20 protein-coding genes and 1 riboswitch are annotated in these 22,811 nt (G+C 48.0%); of the genes, 13 read left to right on the forward strand and 7 right to left on the reverse strand.

From position 1 onward, the window contains the following. The first annotated feature begins 8 nt into the window (after nt 1-8). The gene (locus tag EGM68_RS04145; protein WP_129548694.1) at nt 9-1,448 is read left to right on the forward strand and encodes a PTS transporter subunit EIIC; all 1,440 of its coding nucleotides are present in this window, start codon (nt 9-11) and stop codon (nt 1,446-1,448) included. Nucleotides 1,449-1,456: 8 nt separating this feature from the next. Here the strand turns inward: EGM68_RS04145 and EGM68_RS04150 are convergent, their stop codons facing one another. Both EGM68_RS04150 and EGM68_RS04155 read right to left on the reverse strand, forming a co-directional pair. After that, nucleotides 1,457-1,945 carry a DinB family protein gene (locus tag EGM68_RS04150; protein ID WP_058710694.1) on the reverse strand — a complete coding sequence of 163 codons (489 nt, stop codon included), beginning with the start codon at nt 1,943-1,945 and terminating at the stop codon, nt 1,457-1,459. Nucleotides 1,946-2,082: 137 nt separating this feature from the next. Then, on the reverse strand, nt 2,083-2,697 hold the full coding sequence (locus tag EGM68_RS04155) for a superoxide dismutase (protein ID WP_129548695.1): 615 nt from the start codon (nt 2,695-2,697) through the stop codon (nt 2,083-2,085). Between the two features lie 521 nt (nt 2,698-3,218). Between EGM68_RS04155 and EGM68_RS04160 the strand changes: the two genes are divergently transcribed. From EGM68_RS04160 to EGM68_RS04190, 7 genes are all read left to right on the forward strand, one after another. After that, nucleotides 3,219-3,644, forward strand: coding sequence for a GNAT family N-acetyltransferase (locus EGM68_RS04160; RefSeq protein WP_013369410.1), 426 nt, complete (start codon nt 3,219-3,221; stop codon nt 3,642-3,644). Nucleotides 3,645-3,763: 119 nt separating this feature from the next. Further along, nucleotides 3,764-4,348 (forward strand): signal peptidase I, encoded by a 585-nt coding sequence (gene lepB, locus EGM68_RS04165; protein ID WP_058710695.1) that lies wholly within the window; start codon nt 3,764-3,766, stop codon nt 4,346-4,348. A 90-nt stretch (nt 4,349-4,438) separates the two neighbouring features. After that, nucleotides 4,439-4,876: a ribonuclease HI gene (gene rnhA / locus EGM68_RS04170; RefSeq protein ID WP_019686138.1), complete on the forward strand. Its 438-nt coding sequence runs from the start codon at nt 4,439-4,441 to the stop codon at nt 4,874-4,876. Between the two features lie 95 nt (nt 4,877-4,971). After that, entirely contained in the window at nt 4,972-6,705 is a 1,734-nt protein-coding gene (gene queG / locus EGM68_RS04175; protein WP_129548696.1) for a tRNA epoxyqueuosine(34) reductase QueG, read from the forward strand. A gap of 105 nt (nt 6,706-6,810) precedes the next feature. Then, nucleotides 6,811-7,065 carry a YneF family protein gene (locus tag EGM68_RS04180; protein ID WP_013369414.1) on the forward strand — a complete coding sequence of 85 codons (255 nt, stop codon included), beginning with the start codon at nt 6,811-6,813 and terminating at the stop codon, nt 7,063-7,065. Between the two features lie 54 nt (nt 7,066-7,119). Next, complete coding sequence (folE, locus tag EGM68_RS04185; RefSeq protein ID WP_013369415.1) at nt 7,120-7,713, forward strand: GTP cyclohydrolase I FolE; 594 nt, start codon at nt 7,120-7,122, stop codon at nt 7,711-7,713. Nucleotides 7,714-7,911: 198 nt separating this feature from the next. Then, on the forward strand, nt 7,912-8,757 hold the full coding sequence (locus EGM68_RS04190) for a lipoate--protein ligase family protein (protein ID WP_129548697.1): 846 nt from the start codon (nt 7,912-7,914) through the stop codon (nt 8,755-8,757). 11 nt (nt 8,758-8,768) lie between these two features. Here the strand turns inward: EGM68_RS04190 and EGM68_RS04195 are convergent, their stop codons facing one another. Both EGM68_RS04195 and EGM68_RS04200 read right to left on the reverse strand, forming a co-directional pair. Next, nucleotides 8,769-10,148 (reverse strand): Fe-Mn family superoxide dismutase, encoded by a 1,380-nt coding sequence (locus EGM68_RS04195; protein WP_129550287.1) that lies wholly within the window; start codon nt 10,146-10,148, stop codon nt 8,769-8,771. A 251-nt stretch (nt 10,149-10,399) separates the two neighbouring features. Then, nucleotides 10,400-11,437, reverse strand: coding sequence for an alpha/beta hydrolase (locus EGM68_RS04200; RefSeq protein WP_040102139.1), 1,038 nt, complete (start codon nt 11,435-11,437; stop codon nt 10,400-10,402). Between the two features lie 298 nt (nt 11,438-11,735). Here EGM68_RS04200 and EGM68_RS04205 point away from each other — a divergent pair, with 298 nt between their 5' ends. Both EGM68_RS04205 and thiC read left to right on the forward strand, forming a co-directional pair. Beyond that, on the forward strand, nt 11,736-12,479 hold the full coding sequence (locus EGM68_RS04205) for an IclR family transcriptional regulator (RefSeq protein ID WP_025677464.1): 744 nt from the start codon (nt 11,736-11,738) through the stop codon (nt 12,477-12,479). Nucleotides 12,480-12,595: 116 nt separating this feature from the next. Beyond that, a riboswitch (TPP riboswitch) is annotated at nt 12,596-12,707 on the forward strand. Between the two features lie 222 nt (nt 12,708-12,929). Next, complete coding sequence (thiC, locus tag EGM68_RS04210; protein ID WP_129550288.1) at nt 12,930-14,705, forward strand: phosphomethylpyrimidine synthase ThiC; 1,776 nt, start codon at nt 12,930-12,932, stop codon at nt 14,703-14,705. Nucleotides 14,706-14,910: 205 nt separating this feature from the next. On the opposite strand, the gene EGM68_RS25630 is transcribed toward thiC, so the two are convergent. Further along, complete coding sequence (locus tag EGM68_RS25630; RefSeq protein ID WP_010348453.1) at nt 14,911-15,063, reverse strand: hypothetical protein; 153 nt, start codon at nt 15,061-15,063, stop codon at nt 14,911-14,913. 507 nt (nt 15,064-15,570) lie between these two features. Here EGM68_RS25630 and EGM68_RS04215 point away from each other — a divergent pair. After that, complete coding sequence (locus EGM68_RS04215; protein ID WP_025677468.1) at nt 15,571-16,407, forward strand: YitT family protein; 837 nt, start codon at nt 15,571-15,573, stop codon at nt 16,405-16,407. Nucleotides 16,408-16,885: 478 nt separating this feature from the next. Here EGM68_RS04215 and EGM68_RS04220 read toward each other — a convergent pair whose 3' ends face one another. Both EGM68_RS04220 and acnA read right to left on the reverse strand, forming a co-directional pair. Continuing rightward, on the reverse strand, nt 16,886-17,155 hold the full coding sequence (locus EGM68_RS04220; protein WP_129548698.1) for a hypothetical protein: 270 nt from the start codon (nt 17,153-17,155) through the stop codon (nt 16,886-16,888). A 362-nt stretch (nt 17,156-17,517) separates the two neighbouring features. Next, nucleotides 17,518-20,229, reverse strand: a complete 2,712-nt coding sequence (gene acnA, locus EGM68_RS04230; protein WP_013369423.1) for an aconitate hydratase AcnA — start codon at nt 20,227-20,229, stop codon at nt 17,518-17,520. Between the two features lie 423 nt (nt 20,230-20,652). Between acnA and EGM68_RS04235 the strand changes: the two genes are divergently transcribed. Beyond that, entirely contained in the window at nt 20,653-21,648 is a 996-nt protein-coding gene (locus EGM68_RS04235; protein ID WP_013369425.1) for an amidase domain-containing protein, read from the forward strand. Nucleotides 21,649-21,721: 73 nt separating this feature from the next. Beyond that, nucleotides 21,722-22,810, forward strand: a complete 1,089-nt coding sequence (locus EGM68_RS04240) for a D-alanine--D-alanine ligase (protein ID WP_025677475.1) — start codon at nt 21,722-21,724, stop codon at nt 22,808-22,810. The last annotated feature ends 1 nt before the right edge of the window (nt 22,811 follow it).

The following is a 22,811-nucleotide window of genomic DNA, read 5'->3' on the forward strand; positions in this document are numbered from 1 at the left end:
TTTACTAGATGGAAGCAAAAGAAAAGCAGTATAAGCACATTTCTCAAGAAATTTTAAAATATATCGGCGGTGAAGAGAACATTATCGGTGTGGCCCATTGTGCCACAAGATTAAGAATTGTACTTGAGGACAATGAAAAAGCAGAATTAAAAAAGATTGAAGAAGTTGATCTGGTTAAAGGTGTGTTCATAGCGGGGGATCAACTGCAGATCATTTTTGGAGCTGGGTTGGTCAATAATATCTATGCCGTGTTCTCCAAACTGACCGGAACAGAAGATATGTCATTAAGTGATGTCAAATCGAAGTCCGCACAAAAGCAAAATCCTTTTCAAAAAGCCATTAAATCGCTGTCAGATGTCTTCATTGAGATCATGCCTGGAATTCTTGCCGCCGCATTGTTAATGGGGATCACAGGTCTATTAGGCCAGAAGGGGCTATTCGGCCCTAAATCGATTGTGGAGATGTATCCAATTTTCCAAGGGATCAATCGCTTTGTTCAAATCGTTTCCACAGGTATTTTCACCATCCTGCCGCTGCTTGTTGTTTATTCTGCAACCAAGAGATATGGCGGCCGTCCGATTCTGGGGCTTGTGCTGGGTGCGATTATGCTTCATCCAGCCTTGGCGGACGCCTTTGAGGTAGCTAAAGGGAGCCAAAATCCAGAATCGATCAGTCTTTTCGGCCTTCCCGTACAGTTGGTAGGCTTTCAGGGCGGTATTATTATTGCTCTAATGATGGGATATGTGGTAGCCAAGTTGGATCAGTTTTTTAACAAAAAGGTTCCAGACATGATTAAACTATTTTTGGCTCCTTTGCTGACGGTCTTTGTTTCTTCTCTGCTATTGTTTACGATTATCGGCCCTCTTGGGCGGGAGCTAGCCAGTCTGGTGACTGTTTCGTTGCTTTGGATGACGCAAAACCTGGGGATATTTGGCTTTGTGTTTTTTGCAGGTATTCAGCAGATCATCGTTATTACAGGTTTGCACCATGTTATGGGCGCGGTAGAAGCACAGCTGTTAACTGACACAGGCAGAAATTTTATCAATCCATTGGCATCGGTAGCTTTGATGGCTCAAGGGGGCGCCGTATTGGGGTATATTCTTTTGAATCGCAAAGACACCAAGGTTAAAGAACTGGGTTACTCTGCATTCGGGTCTGTACTTTTTGGAATCTCTGAACCCGCGATCTTCGGGGTCACTTTGAAGTATAAGTTCCCTCTGGTTGCTGGATGTCTCGGAGGAATGGTTGCCGGAGCATATGTATATTTAAGCAAGCTGACAGCCATTGGATTCGGAACCACGGCTCTTCCCGGCTTTGCAATTGCAGCGTCAGATAACCACGGTCATATCAATTATCTTGTCGCTCATCTTATTGCCCTGATATGTGGAGCATTATTTACATTGGCTTATGGTGTTATCAAGAGCAAGAGGTCAAAAGCAATACTTTAAGAAATGACCTATATGGATGGATCGCTCTCAATCAGCCCTTTGCCGATTACATTGGCTGAAACCGGGGCCTTGCCGAGCTCACGCGACCATACGGACAACTGTCCGATATGATGAATTTGGTGGGCAATGACATGGCGCATCACCTCGCCCCAGGCATCGATCGCAATTCTGCCGTCCGGGAGGTGATCTTCAAACCTTTTTCGTTCCAGACCTTCATGCCAGGCGAGGACGAACGGCTCCACATCGAGTCGAAACTTCGCGTCCAGCTCGCGGACTTTAGCCAGCGTATTATACTGAGAGAAGTCCTCCTGGAAATCAGGTTTGCCTTGAATGATTTGAACCCAGCTCCATTCTACATCAACGATATGAAAGAGCGTTTTTAGAATGCCGCCAGCCCCGCCAATACGTTCTTTCAGCAGTTCCTCCTGCGGCACCTCTTCACACCAGCGATACCATTGTTCTCGAACCATCCAGTTATAACGAAAAAAAGTCTGCATCCATTACCCTCCTGGGACTGTAATAAAGAATGATTTCCACCAGTTTACCACAGAATGCCAAAAGGGCTGTCTCATTCGTAGAAAATCTACTTTTGAGACAACCCTTCATGATTTAGGATAAGAATGTTGCTACTGGCTTATTTCTTTGCAGTCGCGTAACGTTTGTTAACTTCATCCCAGTTGATTACATTGTAGAAAGCTGCAATGTAATCTGGGCGTTTGTTTTGATATTTCAGGTAGTAAGCATGCTCCCAAACGTCCAGTCCAAGTACCGGAGTCAGACCTTCGAACAGCGGGCTATCTTGGTTTGGAGTGCTAGTGATTGCCAGTTTGCCGTCTTTACCGACAACCAGCCAAGCCCAGCCGCTACCAAAACGAGTTGTAGCTGCTTTAGTGAAGTCTTCTTTAAATTTGTCATAGCCACCCAGTTCGTTGTTGATTGCTTCAGCAATTGCACCTGTTGGCTGTCCACCGCCGTTAGGACCGATAACTTCCCAGAACAAACTGTGGTTGTGGTGTCCACCACCGTTATTGCGAACCGCAGTGCGGATGCTTTCAGGAACGCTGTCCAGATTGGAGATCAGATCCTCCAAGCTTTTGCTTTGCAGTTCAGGAGCGCTCTCCAGAGCTGCATTTAAGTTCGTAACATATGTGTTATGGTGACGATCATGGTGAATTTCCATTGTCAGTGCATCAAAGTGTGGTTCCAGTGCGTCTTTTGCGTAAGGAAGTTCTGGTAATTGAAATGCCATAATAAAATCCCTCCTGGTTATATGGTTGGGTAAGTGTTCCTATGTAATAATACCCTCGATAGTTATATTAAACCGCATCCAGCCTATTTTTTCAACATTTTTGTTTGTAAAATACCAAACTGAGTAATAGGGCCTGGTAGATAGCATGTCCAAAAACCCGATTGGAATACGTAATACATAGGTAAAAAGAGGTAAATTTGACCTTCAAAAATGTAAACGCTTTATATATAGCGCTTACATGAGAAAAAGGGATGTATTCCGTCAAAAAGTATGGTTTAATGGTCAAGGAAGCAGAATTTTCGGCTTTTTTGTCGTCTGCTATAAGCTGTCATGTCTATGACATGACGAACTTGAGGGCATACACCCTTTTCCTGTTCTTCATTTCATATATAGCAGATCGTATGCATTTTTATCATAATGCCTTGTGATTAACACCATGATAAGCGCTTTATGGATTTATGTAAAAATGACGGTGCTGTCTCAATTTTTTTATTATGCTTACGAAAAGGGAGATATTACTTATGCACGTTCGTTCCTTTCAATTAAGTGATGTGAATTCAGTTACGGAACTCATGCAAATTGCCTTGTCAGAGGAGTGCTACAAAGAGACGGTGGGTGCTTTTGCCCGTCAGCTTTCGTGGGATTCCGGTTTGATCGTCGTTGCCGAAGAAGAGGGAGAGATCGTTGGTGCCCTGATTGGCACGATTGATCAGAATCATGGTTGTTACTATCGTATTGCTATTCACCCGGATCATCGTCGGATGGGAATTGGGAAATCGCTTGTGGAGTCCATGGAGCAACGTTTTCAGCAACGTAAGGTTAGCCGTATTTGGGTAGCCGGGGACAAGCATAACAGTGCGGCCATGCCGTTGTACGAAGCTATGGGCTACGGAGCAAGCCAGATTTTACAGGCGTTTCAGAAGCTGAGTATTTTGGCACCTCATTAATCGACAATCGATATACAGAAATGAAGTATAATATTTACATTTAGAGCATATCTGAGTAACCGTTGCAATCGGGTACGGGATATGCTTTTCTATTTATAACAGGGTTGAGGAGGTTAATTATGGATGCTTTGACTCCTTCGTCAGACCTGCTACCTTCACCGGAAACGTCCAAACAGGCAGGTCGCTCTGGTTACATACGCGATTGGTTAGTTACTCTGCTGATTGCAATGGTCGTCTTGTTGCTTCTGAACCTGTTTGTATTTAACTTGTCCACGGTCAGAGGACATTCGATGCAACCGACGCTAACGGAAAGCCAGCATTTGTTCGTTAATAAGCTGGTTTATAATTTTCATGATCCGGGAAGAGGGGACATTGTGATTTTAAAAGATCCTGATTCCAAACTGTCCAGCCCAAGATTTTTAGTGAAAAGAGTCATAGGTATTCCCGGAGATGTCATTCGGATTGAGCATAATCATTTGTATGTAAACGGCGAGCTGCTAAATGAGCCGTACACCAACTCGGACGTGGAGGATGGTGATTACGGTCCTTTTACAGTGGAGCCGGAACACTTTTTTGTCATGGGCGATAATCGCCATATGGCTGCAAGCAAGGATAGCCGGTATTTTGGCAGCGTTAAGTCTGAAGATTTACTGGGACGTGCAGAGTTTATATTTTGGCCGATCTCGGAGTGGAAGTGGCTATGAGCAACGATAGTCTGAAATCAATGCGGAATACGTGCGAACCGATCAGAGTTATAACGGTCAGCGGTTCCCAATCAGGAAAGGAAGAGAACGATGAAAGAAGTGATGGTTTATACCGACGGTGCTTGTTCGGGGAACCCGGGCCCAGGGGGCTGGGGGATCGTTTTGCTGTATGGAGAGCATCGTAAGGAGCTGTCGGGTGCCGAAAAGATGACGACAAACAACCGTATGGAGATCAAGTCGGTGATTGAAGCGCTGAAGCTGCTCAAGGAGCCGTGCCGTGTAAAAGTACACAGTGACTCTGCCTATGTCGTCAATTGCTTCAAACAAGGCTGGATTAAAAATTGGCTCCGTAATGGCTGGCGTAACAGTAAAAATCAGCCGGTGGAGAACAAGGAACTATGGGAAGAACTGTGGGAACTAATGGGTAAGCATGAGGTTGAATATGTGAAGGTGAAAGGCCACAGTGACAACGAACTCAATAATCGTTGTGATTTTCTGGCGACAAGTGCTGTTAAAAATTTACGGTAGCATCTGTTGCTGTTTTCTGTTGAAATTTGAGATATGAGAATGTTGCAACATTCTCATAGCCGTAATGATAAAAGTAGAAGAGAGGTGAGTATCGGATGCAACGCGAATTAACTCGGACGGCTACCGGGACGGCTTCGACTTGGGCTTCGCTCAAGCAGGAAATTATTGAGGCAGCTCCAGGGCTGGGTATCGACTCCATCGGGTTCGCATCCGCCGATCCCTTTCTGTCTCTGAAAGCTATATTGGAAGAGCATCGTGCTAAAGGCTATGAGTCCGGCTTTGAAGAGCCCGATATTGATAAGCGCATCTATCCGGAGCTGTATGGCTCGCAGCCTGCATCCCTGATTGCCATTGCGGTGGCGTATCCTTCCAAAATGAAGGACCCGCCGAAGTCGGACAAGGGCAAGTACCGTGGTATTTTGGCGCGTTCAGCCTGGGGTAAAGATTATCATCTGGTATTGCGTGAAGCGATGGAAAAGCTTGAGGCTTTTATAAGTGAGCGGGTACCTGATGCAGTGTTAAAAAACATGGTGGATACCGGAGAACTGTCGGATCGAGCTGTTGCGGAACGCGCAGGGATTGGCTTTAGCGGCAAAAATACGATGATGATTTCACCGACACTGGGATCATGGATTTATCTGGGGGAGCTGTTGACGAACATTCCTTTCCAGCCAGATGAACCGGTTACGGATGGTTGCGGAGAGTGCACCAAATGTTTGGATGCATGTCCTACCGGCGCGCTTGTAGGTCCGGGACAGCTGAATGCCCAGCGGTGTGTGTCCTTTTTGACTCAAACCAAGGGCTTTTTGGACGAGGAGTTTATGCTGAAAATAGGGAATCGGCTGTATGGATGTGATACGTGCCAAATCGTATGTCCCAAAAATCGAGGCCTTAACTGGGATCATCATCCCGAGCTTACACCCGATCCTGAAATTGTGAAGCCGTTGCTGTTACCGTTACTGGATTTGAGCAATCGTGAATTCAAAGACCGATTTGGTCAAAGTGCGGCGGCCTGGCGGGGGAAGAAGCCGATTCAACGCAATGCAGTCATTGGTCTTGGCAATTTTAAGGATGTTAGCGCGGTGCCCAAATTGACGGAGGTTTTATTGGATGATCCGCGTCCCGAGCTGAGAGGCACGGCGGCGTGGGCTTTGAGTCGAATAGGAGGGGAAAACGCTATGACAGCGATCAAGCAAGCATCAGAGAAGGAACAACATGAGCAAGTACGCGAAATGATCGCACAGGCGCATTCCAAGCTAGAGGAACAAGAGCAGGCAGAACAGCAAACTTCTGCTGAATTAAAGACGGAGGATTCAAAGGGTCCAACTACGATTTATTATGATGAAATGGAGACGCCTGTGGGCACTCTGACGCTGTGTGCTACGGATCGTGGGCTATGTCGAATTGACTATGGCTCTTTTTATGCGAAGGAAGCATTGCTTCAGCAATGGGCCCGGACATGGGTCGGGGAATATGTCTATGTACAGGAGCCGGAAAAGCTGCGCGAAGCTGCAGAACAACTGCGTGAATATTTTGCGGGAGAACGACGGGAATTCAGTATAGCCTATGATTTGAGAGGCACTCCTTTTCAAGAGCAGGTATGGCGCGCACTGCAAAATATTCCGTACGGACAAAGTATGTCCTATCAAGATATTGCAGAATCAATCGGACGAGCCAAGGCGGTACGTGCTGTCGGCGGAGCCAATAACAAAAATCCATTGCCTATCCTGTTTCCATGCCACCGTGTATCGGGTGCAAACGGTAGTTTGGTTGGCTATGCCGGAGGCTTGCCAGTCAAAATGAAGCTGCTGGATTTGGAGAAGGAATAAGGACATATGTTTGCAAAAAGTAATTTGCTAGCTGTCCCATGTTTTGCTATGATAGGTTCGTGTAATTCAAGATGTCTCATATAAATATACAGAGGTGACGACTTCGTGGTGTGGAATATTGTCATTCCGATTATTACCCTGATTGTTGGCTTGGTCGGGGGATTTTTCATCGGTGCTTATTATCTTCGCAAACAGCTTGAAAAGATGCAGAACGACCCTGAAACGCTGCAAAAAATGGCCAAACAGATGGGCTACAACCTGAATGGGAAACAGATGCAAAAAGCCCAGCAGATGATGAAGAACCAACAGTTCTCCAAAAATCAGCCTGGTGCGCGTAAAAATCAGGGCCGTCGGAAATAATGAGCAACGTGAGCACGGATGCCGCATGAGGTTGCTGCATAGAGGAGGATTACTGTGGCTGGCGTAAAAGATTATATTAACCGCAAAGCTGCGGATAACCGGGATAAAATCGAGTACCATGTGGAGCAGATTTTAAAACTGATCGGTGAGGACCCCAAGCGTGAAGGTTTGTTGGAAACACCGGCACGCGTTGCGCGCATGTATGAGGAAATATTTGCGGGTTATGAGGTTGATCCACGAGATGCGCTGGGTGTGACATTTGACGAGAATCACGAGGAGCTTGTAATCGTGAAGGATATTGTCTACTACAGTCAGTGTGAACACCATATGGCTCCTTTCTTCGGAAAAGTGCATATCGGCTATGTACCCAGCGGTAAAATTGTAGGACTAAGCAAGCTAGCCCGTTTGGTGGAGGCGGTGACCCGCCGATTGCAGGTACAGGAGCGTATTACATCGCAGATCGCTGATATTTTAAATGAAGCGGTCTCCGCTCACGGAGTTATGGTGGTCGTGGAAGGCGAACACTTGTGCATGTGTGCTAGAGGTGTCAAAAAGCCTGGCAGCAAAACGGTAACGTCTGCCGTACGCGGTACGTTCCGTGATAATGCAGCACAACGCGCAGAGTTCTTGTCCCTGATCAAGGAATAATTGAACAGAATGCAATGGTTAGTGATAAAAAAAGGGCGGTTTACGCATAGGCGTAGCCGCCTTTTTTTGTTAACATCGGTAATAGTGACAATGGGATAGCTACTGTGAAGAAGATGAAATAAAAAAATAGCAGCATGCTGCCTTGAAAATTACGATTAGCCTATGGATAACAGTTATTTTTAAGATAGGGGATAACGTATGGACCATATACATAGCTCAACAGAAATAACAACAGCATTGCCTGAGTTGCAATGGTTGGAAGCGCCACTGATGACTACTCAGGAAGACGTATTGTTTCCGCTGGCTTGGGAGGAGCTGGCTTGTCGGCAAGTTGGGAAAGGAGCTGCGCCTATTTTGCATTTATGGCGGCATCCGGGGGCGCTTGTGATTGGTCACCGGGACCGCAGGCTTCCCAACGCCCCACAGGCGATGGAGCGGGTGCGCAGCTCAGGAACGTCGGTATGCGTGCGTCCTTCAGGCGGAGCAGCCGTCATGCTGGACAGGGGGGTACTGAACCTGTCCTTGATCCTGCCGAATCCGCAGCGGGCCATCAGCCTGCATGAGGATTTTCGGCTCATGGCAGGGCTGATTGCCGATGCGCTGGCCCCGTGGTCTGTAGAGGCGCAGACCGGAGAAATCATCGGGTCCTTCTGTCCCGGGGACTACGATGTGAGCGTTGGGGGACACAAGTTTTGCGGCATTGCGCAGCGGCGTCAAGCCAAGGCGTATATCATCACAGCATTTGTGATGATTGAGGGCCGCGGAGCAGAGCGTGCACAGGCGGTGCAGCAGTTTTATCGAGAGGCGGCCGGGGGGACGCCTGAAGGCGTGCAGGAGCCGGATTATCCCCGAGTGAATCCGGCAACGATGGGCAGCCTGGCAGAGCTAGCTGGTGTGCCGTCTGTCGAGGCGTACACAGCATCGCTGCGCCGTGTGGTCGAGAGCCGGTCTGCCATTTTGCCTGCCGATGGCTCGCTGGTGCAACCGGAAGGATTGGCAGAACAGATGGCAGCGCTGAGAGAGCGGTACGATTTGCAGGTGTAGTTTGTTTTAGCTTAGAATGGTTGCCATCTTAGCTTGGAGGCTTGAGCATAGCGCGCCTCCACCTCAGGCCAGTTGACGACATGCCACCAATCTTCGATGTATTTATTACGTTCGGCCTGATGCTTTAAGTAATATGCGTGTTCCCACACATCGATCGCCAGCAGCGGAATAGACTCCCATTGAGTCAGGTTCTGGTGCTTTTCGGCCTGCAAAATTTCAAGCCGCCCGGCGCGCGGGCTCCATACCAGGATAGCCCAGCCGCCGCCCTCGACCTTTTCGGCTGCCGAACTAAATTGCTTTTTGAAGGCATCGTAGCTGCCAAAATCCTTTTTAATCTGTTCAGCCAGCGGTCCGCTTGGGTTTCCACCGCCTTGAGGGCTCATGATCGTCCAAAAAAGAGTATGCAGATAATGACCTGCCCCGTTAAATGCCAGTTCACGTTCCCAATGCTTTACGAGGTCAAAATCACCTGTTTTTCGGGCTTCTTCCAGTTTCTTTTCCGCTTTATTCAGATCATTCACATAGCTCAAATGATGCTTGTTATGGTGAATACGCATCGTTTTTTCATCAATGTACGGTTCAAGCGCATTATAAGGGTAAGGAAGCGGAGGGAGCCGATGTCCCCCAATAGGGACCGGGCGACCGACTAAGGATTTTTCCGCTGCTGAAGGTTGCGTCTGACCGGACTGGACGCCTTTAGTAGCCCCAGAACCTTCTCCTCTCATACTGGCATGCCTCCCTCGAAACGCTTGCTCCGGGTAATCCTCACCCTCTGCCGCTACATGATACAACCCAGCGGCTCGTGCGATGGAGCCGGGCTCTTGAAAGGGAGTTGTCGAAATCAGGAAATATTGACTTTCATGTGCTGCGTGTATTACAACTCCGGCGGATTTTGGCTGTTGACGCAATGCATGACTGTGCTCGGTCAGCAAACCTAGCTGCCGTACATATTCTTGTGATTGACGGTTCGCAGTTTGCAGCAAATCGTCCAGTCGACGATTTAATTCTTGAGAGGCAGACTGTGAATTCAAGCCTGATTCGGACAACGGTTTCTCTCCAGTTGCTGATGCGTCTGATCCCCTTGAATGTGCTGATGGTTTATCCAGCTGGTGTGTATGAGCTTGGGGGGCAGACGACGCTTTTTTCTCCTGATGTTGCCATGCCTGTTCTACCGGATCAAGCGCGCTCCGTTGCTCTTCAAGCAACTCTATGGCGGCCCGTTCCGTTTGTTCAAATACGGTTCGCCAATCATCCAGCAGCCGCACATAAGCAGGTTCTAGCCCTTCAGTAGCGGATTTAATCACTTCCACATGCCAACTTTCCTGCTGCTTCCAATGACGAATTTCCTCCAGCACACGTAAGGGCAGGAAAGACCCATAAGTACTCAGCATCGTTTTTACCTCCCGTATCCCACTATGGCTATCCGGCAGATCTAGCAGATCTGTCCTGGATGCATATGTACCCAGTATATTCGCCGTCTCATCGGGAATATGTCTATGAACTTCCTTCATCAGGTTATACCTGTTGTGCAGAACAATAATTAATCGTGGAAAATAAAAAAAGAAGCCTGTCTACGGCACGGGTTAAGTGTCCATAGGCAGACTTCTTCAAGGCGATGAATGCTTATTTCGAAAATAATTCTTTACTTCGTAGTCGTTTGTTTATGGGCAGCAGCCGTGGTTTTCTTGTCCTCCAGCTCCTGCACATTGCTTAAAAACGTCGATACCCGCCGCAAATATTCACGAGGGTGCTCTCTGAAAATAAGCTCATGTATCCCGTTTTTGACAATCCATACACTGGAAAGCGGGTTGGTCTGATTGGCAGCGAGCTTTTCCGCAATGGGGTAAGGGGCCTTTTCATCCTGTGTACCATGCACAAACATGATTGGAAACGGATAGTCCTCTTTTTTAACCTCCTGATATGGAATCTGATGCAAACTGGTGCCGTTCAAGACTGGAAACAGCAACTCCAGTATTTCCAAAGATGGATGTCTCGGCAAATTAATTTGATTGTGAATGTTATGGTAGAGCGTATCCGGTTCCAGTAGGAAGGTGCTGTCCAAAATCATCGCGTCCACATCTTTGGTTTGCAAACCCGCCTGAAGAGCGGTTCCTGCTCCCATAGAGAAGCCCCATACAATAATTTCCGACGAGCCGCGTTGTTTTGCAAGCTGGATGGCCCCAAGAAGCTGTTGGGATTCTGCCTTGCCTCCGGTTGCGACGGCCTTGCTGTTTTGTGACGCAAATCCGTAATCGAACATGACCACATTAAAGTTCAAGCTATGGGCATAATGCGCCAGATCATACATGGGAATCCAGCTTTCTTCGCGGTTAGCTCCATAGCCATGACTAAAAATTATGGTTTTCCGCGATTGATCTGCCGGGATATACCAGCCTTGTACCATGCGGCTACCATCCTTGGCTGGGAAGCTGACTTCCTCATAAGGCATACCTTTGGCCTGCATCGGATTAGAGTATAATGGCGCGACGGTGGGATTCGTAAGCACCCAGGCGATGTAAGCATGCAAGGCAATAAAACAAAACAATAGAAAAAATACGACCGACAGCAGCAGAGCAATCACAACGTGCTTGAACCGCAGCATACGGGGATTAAAGAGTGGGGTGGACGGCTCCTGAACAGCGGTCTGTAGCTGAGCGTTGCGCTGGGATGTCGAAATCATGTAAGAGCCTCCTTATATAGAATTGATCTTCGAATCATAAAATTTAGGTATAATTCCACTTGAAAATAGTAGGGTATGTCCGTATAGATACCTATTATCGTATGATGGGTATTATCCAAAGTCAACGTCTGAACCGGAAAAGTAAAAATGATGCAAAGAATTGTCGATGTTTGTTCTTGTTCTGTAATATGGTTGTCACAAAAACATCGGTTTACAGTAGCCGCGACTATTCTATATAATTTATGTAACCATGTTTCATAGTGTGAAACGAATATGGATACAAGAGGAGCGGTTCACGATGGAAGACCGTAAATTAACCGTCCGCGCTGTAGAGCGTGCACTTGATATACTGCTGTGTTTTACCGCAGAATCTGATCTTGGTCTAACGGAGATTGCCTCCCAAATTGGTCTACATAAAAGCACTGTTCATCGTCTTTTGACTACGCTAGAGGATCGGGGATTTGTCGTTCGGAATGCCGAAACGGAAAAATATCGGCTTGGTTTTCGCATATGGGAGCTGTCGACGCATCTGTCCCAAAGCGATGAGCCGGCGGTGTTGTTACAGCCTGCAATGGAAGGACTGCGTGATCGCTTAGGGGAGACGGTCAGCTTGTACCTGCGGGATGGAAGCATGCGTATTCGCATACAAGCCGTGCAGAGCAATCAGGCGATCCGCAGGGTTGCTCCCGTGGGAGCGCGTATGCCGCTGGCTGTGGGAGCCTCCAGCAAGGTGCTGGCGGCCTTTATGCCGCCACAGGAGCTGGAGGTACTGCTAAGCAGTGAAGAATGGCCTCCCTCAGTAGATACTGAGGTATATAAAGCCCAGCTGCAGGACATTCGCGAGAAGGGGTATGCGACTAGCTATGAAGAACGTGAGCCAGGAGCTGCGGCTGTGGCCGCGCCTATTGTGAACCGAAAGGGGCAGGTCGCGGCGGCTTTATCTGTATCCGGCCCGGTCAGTCGACTTGCGCCTGAGACGCTGCATGATTTTGCTCCGGTTTTGATCGAAGCAGCTAAGGAAATGGGGCTTATGCTCCCGTAACAGTAATCAATACAAAAGGAAATCATACAAGGGTTGCCAAAGCTATAAATTTAAAGTAGTCTGATAGAGATGGCGGATGTCTGTTATAGCCGCCAATTCATGTGAATAGAAAGTATCACAGTTACTGGGGGAGCCTGTAATGCAGGCTGAGATGGAATCGGGCAAGATTCCGGACCCTTTGCACCTGATCTGGATCATACCAGCGTAGGGAAGTAATCGGCCATTGAAATGTATACGCAGCTGCTGTCTGCGGTGACGCATAGGGTTTTATTCCATGTGCGTGCTGTCTGGATAGCTGCCTCGTTTGATTAGCCGGTTCCCTAGGGAACCGGCTTTTTTGCATAGATCAGCGCCACCCTCGGAATGGTTCCGGATCGGTGTGTCATTTCAACGATACGGGAGGAATGGATCATGAAATCGATGGAAACCGAAGGAACAAAAGAAACAGGAATGAAATCAACAGCAGTAGAGAAGACAAGTGCGGAGCAATCCAGTAGGGTTAATTCTTTCCCGGGGAGCCGCAAGGTGTATATTCAAGGTTCTCGGCCGGACATTGCCGTGCCAGAGCGTGAAATCGCGCTGCATCCCACACATACGCCGCAGGGGATAGAGTATCATGAGCCACTGCGTGTGTACGATACCAGCGGTCCGATGACAGATGAAGCCTATCAGGTAGATATTCGTCAGGGCTTGCCACCATTACGGCGAGCTTGGGCACTGGAACGGGGGGATGTGGAGGCTTACGCGGGCCGCGCCGTCAAGCCGGAGGATAATGGACTGAAACCCGGCTCCAAACGGGAAACAGTGGAATTTCCCGGCGTGACTAACCGTCCGCTTCGGGCTTCACAAGGGCGCACTGTGACGCAAATGCATTATGCGCGGCAAGGGATCATTACGCCTGAAATGGAATTTGCGGCGATCCGTGAAGGAGTGGAGCCCGAGTTTGTGCGGCAGGAGTTGGCGGCTGGACGAGCCATTTTACCTTCAAATATCAATCACCCGGAAAGCGAGCCCATGGTCATAGGGCGCCATTTTCACGTGAAGATCAATGCAAACATTGGAAATTCCGCGGTTACGTCCTCCATCGAGGAGGAAGTGGAGAAGATGACCTGGGCGGTACGCTGGGGCTCAGACACCGTCATGGACCTGTCCACAGGTCGTAATATCCACACAACGCGTGAATGGATTATTAGGAATTCACCCGTACCGATTGGGACGGTGCCGCTATATCAGGCACTGGAAAAGGTGAACGGCGAAGCAGAGAAGCTGACGTGGGAGCTGTATCGAGACACACTGATTGAGCAGGCGGAGCAAGGAGTGGACTATTTTACAATTCATGCGGGAGTATTGCTGCGATATATACCGATGACGGCGAATAGAATGACGGGAATTGTATCCCGGGGCGGGTCGATTATGGCAGCTTGGTGCCTTGCGCACCATCAGGAGAACTTTTTGTATACGCATTTTGAAGAAATCTGTGAAATTATGAAAACCTACGATGTGGCCTTTTCTCTCGGGGATGGTCTGCGTCCGGGTAGTATCTATGATGCGAATGATGAAGCACAATTTGCAGAGCTGAAGACGTTGGGCGAGCTAACGCAAATCGCATGGAAGCATGATGTCCAGGTCATGATTGAAGGGCCGGGACATGTCCCTATGCACAAAATCAAGGAGAATGTGGATTTACAAATGGAAATTTGTAAGGAGGCTCCCTTTTATACTTTAGGACCGCTGACGACGGATATCGCACCAGGATATGATCATATTACCTCAGCTATCGGGGCGGCCATGATCGGTTGGTTCGGGACGTCCATGCTGTGCTATGTTACGCCGAAGGAGCACTTGGGTCTGCCGAACAAGGATGATGTCCGCGAGGGAGTTATTACCTACAAAATTGCCGCACATGCTGCCGATCTGGCGAAGGGCCATCCACGTGCACAGCAGCGGGACGATGCTTTGTCCAAGGCGCGTTTTGAATTCCGCTGGCACGATCAGTTCAATCTTTCGCTTGACCCTGAGCGGGCCTTGTCCTACCATGATGAAACACTACCGGCAGAGGGGGCCAAGGAAGCACACTTTTGCTCGATGTGCGGTCCTAAGTTTTGCAGTATGCGTATCACACAGGACATTCGTGCCTATGCGGCAGATAAGAAACTGAATACCGAGGAAGCCGTCGTCGCCGGGATGCGTGAGAAGGCAGAGCAGTATCGGGATGGCGAGCGATAAATCGGTAGCGATACGAAAGTCAATCAACTGGGAAGCCTCAACAAATAGTACAGTTAAGCTCGTCAGAGGTTTATTTCCATGAATGTATGAGTTTAGGTTTAGAAACGCGTGAGATAGCAAAAAGCCGTGGTTCTCTACAGTCGATGTAGAAAACTACGGCTTTTCAGCTTATGTAAAGCGAGATATGCACCGGATTAACGGAGCTTTATTTTTTACCCATTTTTTCATTCAAAATGTCCTGAAAGCTGAGCTTCTTCTCCGAGCTATCTTCTTTCTTCTGCATACTCACCGCGTTGGCACGTTGGTATTGGTGGTGAAAGGGCATCAGGGTGTGGACAGTTAAGTTCATTGTATTCATGTGGGTCATTCCTCCAATTCCATATTGTCAAATTCAGATTGAGTTGCTTAGGACGTCTGTATAGGACTATTTATATGTACTTGATGTCGTAATGCCATGTAGGTTGCTTGGTAAGGTTTCAATCATTATACCCGCATTTATCCAAAGTAAAACGCTTTTGCCATAAAACAGGAAGATGGTCGTATGTGTCCAAAATGTGTATTAGGAGGATGGTCATTTTAGGGGAAAATGTGCCTAGGGCCTAAACAAGGGCTAGAGGCCCGTTTTCTTAGTTTAGTAGTCGGGATTGTGTTTTTTTGTCGAATAACCTTGTATTAGCGGAATTTTGCGGAATTCTAAGCTTGGACTAAGGCAGTCTGGTGGCGAATTAAAGTGTCAAAGTTGTATTGACTTTATGTTGGGTAGTAGATACCATGAACTGGTTGTCAGCGTATTTTGGCAAGAAGAGTCAGCCAATCCATCTGGCAATTCATCCGTTGAAATGTTAGAGAGAGGATTAGAGCATATATGAAAAAAAGTATTGCAGATATCGTATTTATTATTCTGGGTGCGTTTTTTTTCGCGCTGGCTGTTAATCTGTATGTGATCCCGAATGAGTTTGGCGAGGGGGGCGTTACAGGGGTCACGATCATCTTGTACTACCTGTTTCAGTGGTCTCCCTCGATCGTCAATCTGGTGATTAATGGCTTGCTGCTGATTGTTGGATATAAATTTTTGGACAAGAGAACGACTGTGTACACTATAATTGCGGTCGCATTTAACTCATTGTTTTTGCATTTAACGGTCAACTGGCGGATTGATTCGCATGAGCCGACGATTAATGCTGTATTTGCCGGAGTTTTGGTAGGGGTTGGAATTGGCTTAATTGTACGGGTCGGTGGTACAACGGCAGGAACCGTCATTTTAGCCCGGATCGCCAACAAATATCTGGATTGGAATATCAGCTATGCCTTGTTGTTTTTTGATCTGATTGTTGCATTCTCTTCCTATTTTATTATTGGCCCGGAAAAATTGATGCTGACTATCGTTATTTTGTACGTTGGTACGAAGGTGATGGACTTCATGATTGAAGGATTGAATCCGAAAAAAGCGGTCATGATCATTTCGGAGCACCAAGATAAAATTGCCGAGATGGTCATCACGCAAATGGACCGTGGAGTTACCGTCCTGTCAGGACACGGATATTACACCAAAAATCCAAAAGAAGTCCTATATATCGTCATTAGTAAACAAGAGGTGTCCGCGCTTAAAAAGATTGTGAAAGCTATCGATACAGCAGCGTTTATTACCATTCATGACGTACGGGATGTGTTCGGAGAGGGCTTTTTGGATATTTCGAAGTAATTGGCAAGCGAAGGTAAGAGAATAAGAGAACATGGTTGGAAGCCGGTCCTGAGTGGGTCGGCTTTTTTGCCCACGATCATTTGTTGATTATTTCTCTTTTTCTAAGCCATAGGTATAAAAATATAGATTGCTGATATGTGTGTAATATGAATTGAATTAGCTCTATGGGGCAGTACCAGCGTCGCTGTCACCAGTGGTAAAGTGGATGGGGATAAATTACAGTCTAAAATCGGAGAGAGCAGCCATATTTCGGATGCTCGGGCTTCAGCTCATAACCGTGCGGTGGCGCTCCTGGCGTGCGCCTGACTGCTATTATTAGGGGGAAAACCAGCGAAGAACTTATTTGTGAGTCTGGAAGACAAGGCAAAACAAGCGTTTTGTTAACCTATTAAGGTTTTATAACGGCAATTTATAGGGATGCTATTGTGAAAAACAAATAAAGTATTTTCTTAGCCTAAGCACTAAGAAAATACTTTATTCAATGTCTGTTTAAATTATCAGGTTTCAAAAAAACTTTATAGGTTACATCATGAGCTAACGAGCTTTGAATACTAGGGTTAGCGTTATAATTATAGTCGTACTCATTTGTTTCAAAACTATACATAACATCTAGCACACGATAAAGTTTATTATTCCATAAAATCATTTCTCCTTTTCTTGGGACAAAAGGCAAGGCAACAAGGTCAAATTTTTCAGTGTAGTAGCCCTCTTTGTCATTTAATACAATTGCTAATTCGATAACTTTCAATTCCTCACCTCTCAAATGTAGAAATACTCTCTAATTAATAACTACTACTCTTGGAGGCGAAAAGCAAGATACAGGTCTATACAAACCTCTTCTATATGTTTTATATGGTTGTTATGTGGACTTAGCCTCATATCCTTTATAGTTATGCTTTTGCTCCAGCCTGTTCTCAGACGTCAATTTAAGAGCGAAGAAGGCTCTGAAATGTTGAAAAGCCTGCCTGATCTCATTACAGTTCTTATAACTGCTGTATTTTCGACCATAGGCATATGTTTTCTCCTGAATGCTTCGAGCATGTAAAAAATCCCCTCTCAGTTGCAGTTTACACCGCATTTGGGAGGGGATTTTCATGATTCAATCGGTCATTACGCTTGAATCATTTGACGCAATACGGTTTGCAAAATACCACCGTTGTGGTAGTAGTCGATGTCGACGGTGCTGTCCAGACGGGCAGTGACCGGGAATTCGAACTTGGTGCCATCCTCGCGTTTGGCTACAACCGTAAGTTCTTGACCTGGTTTCACGTCATTGTCAATGCCGAGAATATCGAAGGTTTCGCGACCATTGAGACCCAAGCTGGACCAGCCATAGCCTTCCTGGAATTGCAGCGGCAGTACACCCATGCCGACCAGGTTGCTGCGGTGAATCCGCTCGAAGCTTTCAGCAATGACGGCTTTAACACCTAACAACAGTGTACCTTTTGCCGCCCAGTCACGTGAGCTACCTGTGCCGTATTCCTTGCCGGCAATGACGATCAGGTTCTGATCGGCTGCCTGATATTTCATGGACGCATCATAGATGGACATTTCCTCATCTGTTGGCAAGTACTTGGTTACACCGCCCTCGGTGCCTGGAGCTACATTATTGCGGATACGGATGTTGGCGAATGTACCGCGCATCATGACTTCATGGTTACCGCGACGAGAGCCGTAGGAGTTGAAGTCCTTGCGTTCAACACCATGCTCCTTCAAGTACAGTCCTGCCGGGCTGGAAGGGGCGATGTTGCCTGCTGGCGAGATGTGGTCAGTCGTGACCGAATCATTCAGCAGGGCAAGTACACGGGCATTACGGATTTCCTTGATATCCTGCACACCATCTTGAAGTCCTTCAAAGAACGGCGGATTTTGAATATAAGTTGAGTTTTCATCCCACTCATACAATTCGCCTTCAGGAACCGGAATGGAATTCCATTTCTCGTTGGCTGTAAATACATTTTCGTATTTGCGGCGGAACATATCCGGGCTGAGAGACAGGCTGATCGCTTCTTTGATTTCTTCGGAAGAAGGCCAGATATCTTTCAGGTAGACAGGCTGATTGTCCTGATCGTAACCGAGTGGATCGTTCACCAAATCAATATTTACCGTGCCGGCGAGAGCATAAGCGACTACCAGTGGCGGCGAACCAAGATAGTTGGCTTTGACCTGCGCATGCACACGGCCTTCAAAGTTCCGGTTGCCGGAAATGACTGCACCAACGGTCAGATCATGGTCTGTAATGGCCTGGCTCACTTCGTCAGGAAGTGGACCGGAGTTACCGATACAGGTCGCACAGCCGTAGCCTGCCACATGGAAGCCGAGGGCTTCGAGTGGTTCGATCAGCCCGGCTTTTTGCAGGTATTCCGTTACAACAAGGGAACCTGGTGTCAAGCTTGTTTTAACATAGCCTGGCTTTTTGAGCCCGCGTTGTACTGCCTTTTTGGCGAGCAAGCCCGCGCCTAGCATAACGCTTGGGTTGGAGGTGTTCGTGCAGCTTGTAATCGCTGCAATCACGACTGAGCCAGTACCCAGTTCACTGGTGGAGCCGTCCGGATGGGTCAGTGGAACCTTCTGTGCAATCTTTTCATCGCTCAATCCATAGCCGCCTTTGTCTACCGGGGTACGGATAATGCCTTCGAAGGTTTCTTTCATGCGGCTGAGCTCAACACGGTCCTGCGGACGTTTGGGTCCGGCGAGACTCGGTACAACCGAAGCCAGATCCAGCTCAATCGTATCGCTGAACACAGGGTCTGGGGTATCGGCTGTGCGGAACATGCCTTGAGCTTTGTAATATTCCTCTACGAGGCTGACTTGCTCATCGGAACGTCCGGTGCTGCGCAGGTAAGCCAGCGTTTCGGCATCAACCGGGAAAAAGCCGATCGTTGCGCCGTATTCCGGTGCCATGTTGGCCACAGTCGCACGGTCAGCCAAGCTGATGTTGGCCAGACCTGGGCCGTAAAATTCTACGAATTTCCCGACCACGCCTTTTTTACGCAGCATTTGCGTAACTGTTAGCGCCAGGTCCGTAGCGGTAGCACCTTCTGACAGACTGCCTGTCAGTTTGAAGCCGATCACATCGGGAGTGACAAAATACAACGGCTGCCCCAGCATACCGGCCTCTGCCTCAATCCCGCCGACACCCCAGCCCACAACACCCAGCCCGTTAATCATCGTCGTATGGGAGTCCGTTCCCACGAGGGAATCTGGGAAGACCACGGTTTCGCCGTCGATGGTTTTGGTCGCGGCTACGGAGGCGAGATACTCTAGATTAACCTGATGAACGATACCAGTGGACGGCGGCACCGCACGGAAGTTATTGAATGCCGTTTGCGCCCATCGCAGAAAACGATACCGCTCTTCGTTGCGTTCAAACTCTACATTAATATTGTAGTCCAGCGCGTCACTAGTACCGAAAGCATCAACCATAACCGAGTGGTCGATTACGAGATCGACGGGAACGAGCGGGTTGATTTGTTTCGGATCGCCGCCCGCTTTTTTCACCGTATCACGCATGGCCGCCAAATCGACAACCACAGGGACGCCTGTAAAATCCTGAAGCACGATACGTGCAGGAATGAACGGGATTTCCTTGTTGGTGTCACGATCCTCAGCCCAGCCTGTCAGCTGCTGCACATGTTCCTCAGTAATGGCGCGTCCGTCAAACTGGCGAACCGCAGCTTCCAGCAACACTTTAATGGAGAAAGGCAGCTTGGCAACACCGCTTTTTCCTTGTTCCTCCAGTGCCTTAAGACTGTAGTAGCGATAAGGCTTCCCGTTAACTTCCAAGCTACGGGCAATGGAGAATTGATCTTTTCCTGACATAAGTATTACCTCCTTGAAGTGGATGCTTGCGGGAAAATAGGGATGTCTTTTTTCGACGTCTTGCACATTTGGTTTTAATTGGTTGCGTTCTCAATTTCATCTTGAGTGGTTCATCGTAAGTTAAGAGGTTGAGATGAATGTAATTCGTTTCATTAGATGAAACATGATTTCAAAATGATTGCTTTTGGATTAAGTATACCGTTTTCAGACGGTTCCGTAAAGTTTTTTTGACCTAAATTATGCGTGTCAGACTGGAAAATAAAACGTTCCGTTCCCCCGCGTTTTTCGATGTTCATACCAAGCTTTAGAGATTCATACTTATAGATAGAGAGCATATCAGACCAGAGAGGAAAGAAAGGAAGTTATATATCGGCGTGGTTATCCCCGAATAAGGATAGCGAGACGAAAAATGGAGGGATAGGGATGGGGGAGCGGGAATGGAAACAGGCCCTTTTTGCTTACGTGAATCAGTACAATCGCAGTGAGGTAAATGGTGTACCACAGCCGGATGAGTACCTGGAGGTGGGCCAGCGAATGGAGCGGGCAGCACGTGCGGCCAGATTGGAGCAGTGGTACAGCGAACGGGACGCTGTACCCCTACGCAGCGAGACACGAGCCAAGCCGATACGAATAGTGCAGGATACCCCGGATGAGGCAGTGGTCGATGTACAACTGCATGTGCGGCTCTTTTATGAGAAGGGCGGGATGACTCACCGGGAGGATCGGATTGAACGGGAGCGCCTAACGTTTACACGCGAGGGTGAAGCCTGGCAGGTGACGAGGATTGAGCGTGATCCGGCAGAAAGAAAGCCAGCGGGAGGAGAGGTTCCTTTCGAACAAGCGTCGTTTAATCAGGGAGGAAGTCTGCCGCTGCTAAATCGTGGTGTGCTGGGCTTCGGTTCATCAGCACGCCCCAGTCGATATCGCCGTGAAGAAGCAGCAGCCTATGCAGATCAGTGGTGGGATAGTTTTAACCCGGAGTTTGAGGCTTTTGATGTGGATTGCACCAACTATATCTCGCAGTGCCTCTTTGCAGGTGGTGCACCGATCCACTATACTGGTAAAAGAGAATCGGGCTGGTGGTATAAAGGACGGGTCGCCGGACGTGAGCTGTGGAGTTATAGCTGGGCGGTTTCCAACAGTCTGGAACGGTATTTGGGTTCCAGTTCCTGGGGTTTGACCGCAGAGCAGGTGAGTCGACCGGAGCAGCTCATGCTGGGGGACGTCATTTTTTATGATTGGGATGGTGACGGAACTTTCCAGCACAGCACGGTGGTAACGGCCTTTGATGCTGGCGGCATGCCGCTAGTCAATGCACATACGGTAAGCTCCAGACATCGTTATTGGGACTATAAAAATTCGTATGCGTGGACGGACAATACGGTATATCGCTTTTATCACATCGCCGACTATTTTTAAATGAGATGATGGATAACAGGTACAGTGAAGCAAATCAGGCACAATGACGAAAGCAAGAAAGCGGAGGATAGGCATGGCAAATCAAAAATTGACCGTAGGGCTGGTGTACGGTGGTAAATCGGGCGAACATGAGGTATCGCTGCAAACGGCGTATGCGGTAATGAACGCTTTTAACTATGAGAAATACGAGATTATTCCTTTTTATATTACGAAGGCTGGCGATTGGCGTAGAGGGACGCTGTTAAATGCGCCTCTGACTACTGTAGAGCAATTGAAGCTGGAGCATGCTGAGGGCGGCACCAAGGCGGCATTAGATACGTTGTTCGGCAAGCTGTATGGAGAGCAGACACTGGATGTACTGTTTCCGCTGCTGCACGGCACCTTTGGCGAGGACGGAACGATTCAGGGTCTGTTCGAAATGGCGGATATGCCCTATGTCGGGGCAGGAGTGCTGGCTTCGGCAGCAGGTATGGATAAAGGCGTCATGAAGAAGCTGTTTGAGCATGCAGGATTGCCGCAAGTGAAATACTGCTATTTTAATAGTACACAGTGGGCACAAACCGGTCATGACTTGGTTCGTAACATAGAAACTGAATTAGGTTATCCTTGCTTTGTCAAACCAGCTAATCTGGGATCAAGTGTCGGTATTTCCAAAGCGAGTAACCGAGAAGAACTTGAAAAGGCTGTAGATCTGGCTTTGCAATTTGATCTGAAGGTGATCGTGGAAGAGTACGTCGATGCCCGTGAGATTGAGGTCAGCGTACTTGGCAATGATGAGCCGATTGCCTCGGTACCGGGTGAAATTGTGTCGTCGAGTGATTACTACGACTATGCTGCCAAATATACCGATGGCCAATCGGAAATGCTCATTCCGGCACCACTGGACGAGGAAGTGGCAGATCGTATCCGTGAATCCGCATTGCAAGCTTTCCGCGCTCTGGAAGGTTGCGGGATTTCCCGTGCAGATTTCTTCGTCAGACGCTCAGATGGACATATCCTTATTAATGAAGTGAATACGATGCCTGGCTTTACACCGTTCAGCATGTATCCATTGTTGTGGAGAGAAACCGGCGTATCCTATGTAAGTCTACTGGATCGCATGATTGCTCTTGCACTGGAGCGTTATGAGCGCCGGTCGGCACTGCACTATGAGAACTCATAAA

It is taken from the genome of Paenibacillus sp. M-152 (genome assembly GCF_003856555.1).
GTDB lineage: Bacteria > Bacillota > Bacilli > Paenibacillales > Paenibacillaceae > Paenibacillus > Paenibacillus polymyxa_C.

Bases quoted from the DNA above. Each gene is read 5' to 3' on its own strand.
- EGM68_RS04145 (WP_129548694.1), top strand. From the start codon at position 9: ATGGAAGCAAAAGAAAAGCAGTATAAGCACATTTCTCAAGAAATTTTA.
- EGM68_RS04150 (WP_058710694.1), bottom strand. From the start codon at position 1,945: ATGCAGACTTTTTTTCGTTATAACTGGATGGTTCGAGAACAATGGTAT.
- EGM68_RS04155 (WP_129548695.1), bottom strand. From the start codon at position 2,697: ATGGCATTTCAATTACCAGAACTTCCTTACGCAAAAGACGCACTGGAA.
- EGM68_RS04160 (WP_013369410.1), top strand. From the start codon at position 3,219: ATGCACGTTCGTTCCTTTCAATTAAGTGATGTGAATTCAGTTACGGAA.
- lepB (WP_058710695.1), top strand. From the start codon at position 3,764: ATGGATGCTTTGACTCCTTCGTCAGACCTGCTACCTTCACCGGAAACG.
- rnhA (WP_019686138.1), top strand. From the start codon at position 4,439: ATGAAAGAAGTGATGGTTTATACCGACGGTGCTTGTTCGGGGAACCCG.
- queG (WP_129548696.1), top strand. From the start codon at position 4,972: ATGCAACGCGAATTAACTCGGACGGCTACCGGGACGGCTTCGACTTGG.
- EGM68_RS04190 (WP_129548697.1), top strand. From the start codon at position 7,912: ATGGACCATATACATAGCTCAACAGAAATAACAACAGCATTGCCTGAG.
- EGM68_RS04195 (WP_129550287.1), bottom strand. From the start codon at position 10,148: ATGCTGAGTACTTATGGGTCTTTCCTGCCCTTACGTGTGCTGGAGGAA.
- EGM68_RS04200 (WP_040102139.1), bottom strand. From the start codon at position 11,437: ATGATTTCGACATCCCAGCGCAACGCTCAGCTACAGACCGCTGTTCAG.
- EGM68_RS04205 (WP_025677464.1), top strand. From the start codon at position 11,736: ATGGAAGACCGTAAATTAACCGTCCGCGCTGTAGAGCGTGCACTTGAT.
- thiC (WP_129550288.1), top strand. From the start codon at position 12,930: ATGAAATCAACAGCAGTAGAGAAGACAAGTGCGGAGCAATCCAGTAGG.
- EGM68_RS25630 (WP_010348453.1), bottom strand. From the start codon at position 15,063: ATGAATACAATGAACTTAACTGTCCACACCCTGATGCCCTTTCACCAC.
- EGM68_RS04215 (WP_025677468.1), top strand. From the start codon at position 15,571: ATGAAAAAAAGTATTGCAGATATCGTATTTATTATTCTGGGTGCGTTT.
- acnA (WP_013369423.1), bottom strand. From the start codon at position 20,229: ATGTCAGGAAAAGATCAATTCTCCATTGCCCGTAGCTTGGAAGTTAAC.
- EGM68_RS04235 (WP_013369425.1), top strand. From the start codon at position 20,653: ATGGGGGAGCGGGAATGGAAACAGGCCCTTTTTGCTTACGTGAATCAG.
- EGM68_RS04240 (WP_025677475.1), top strand. From the start codon at position 21,722: ATGGCAAATCAAAAATTGACCGTAGGGCTGGTGTACGGTGGTAAATCG.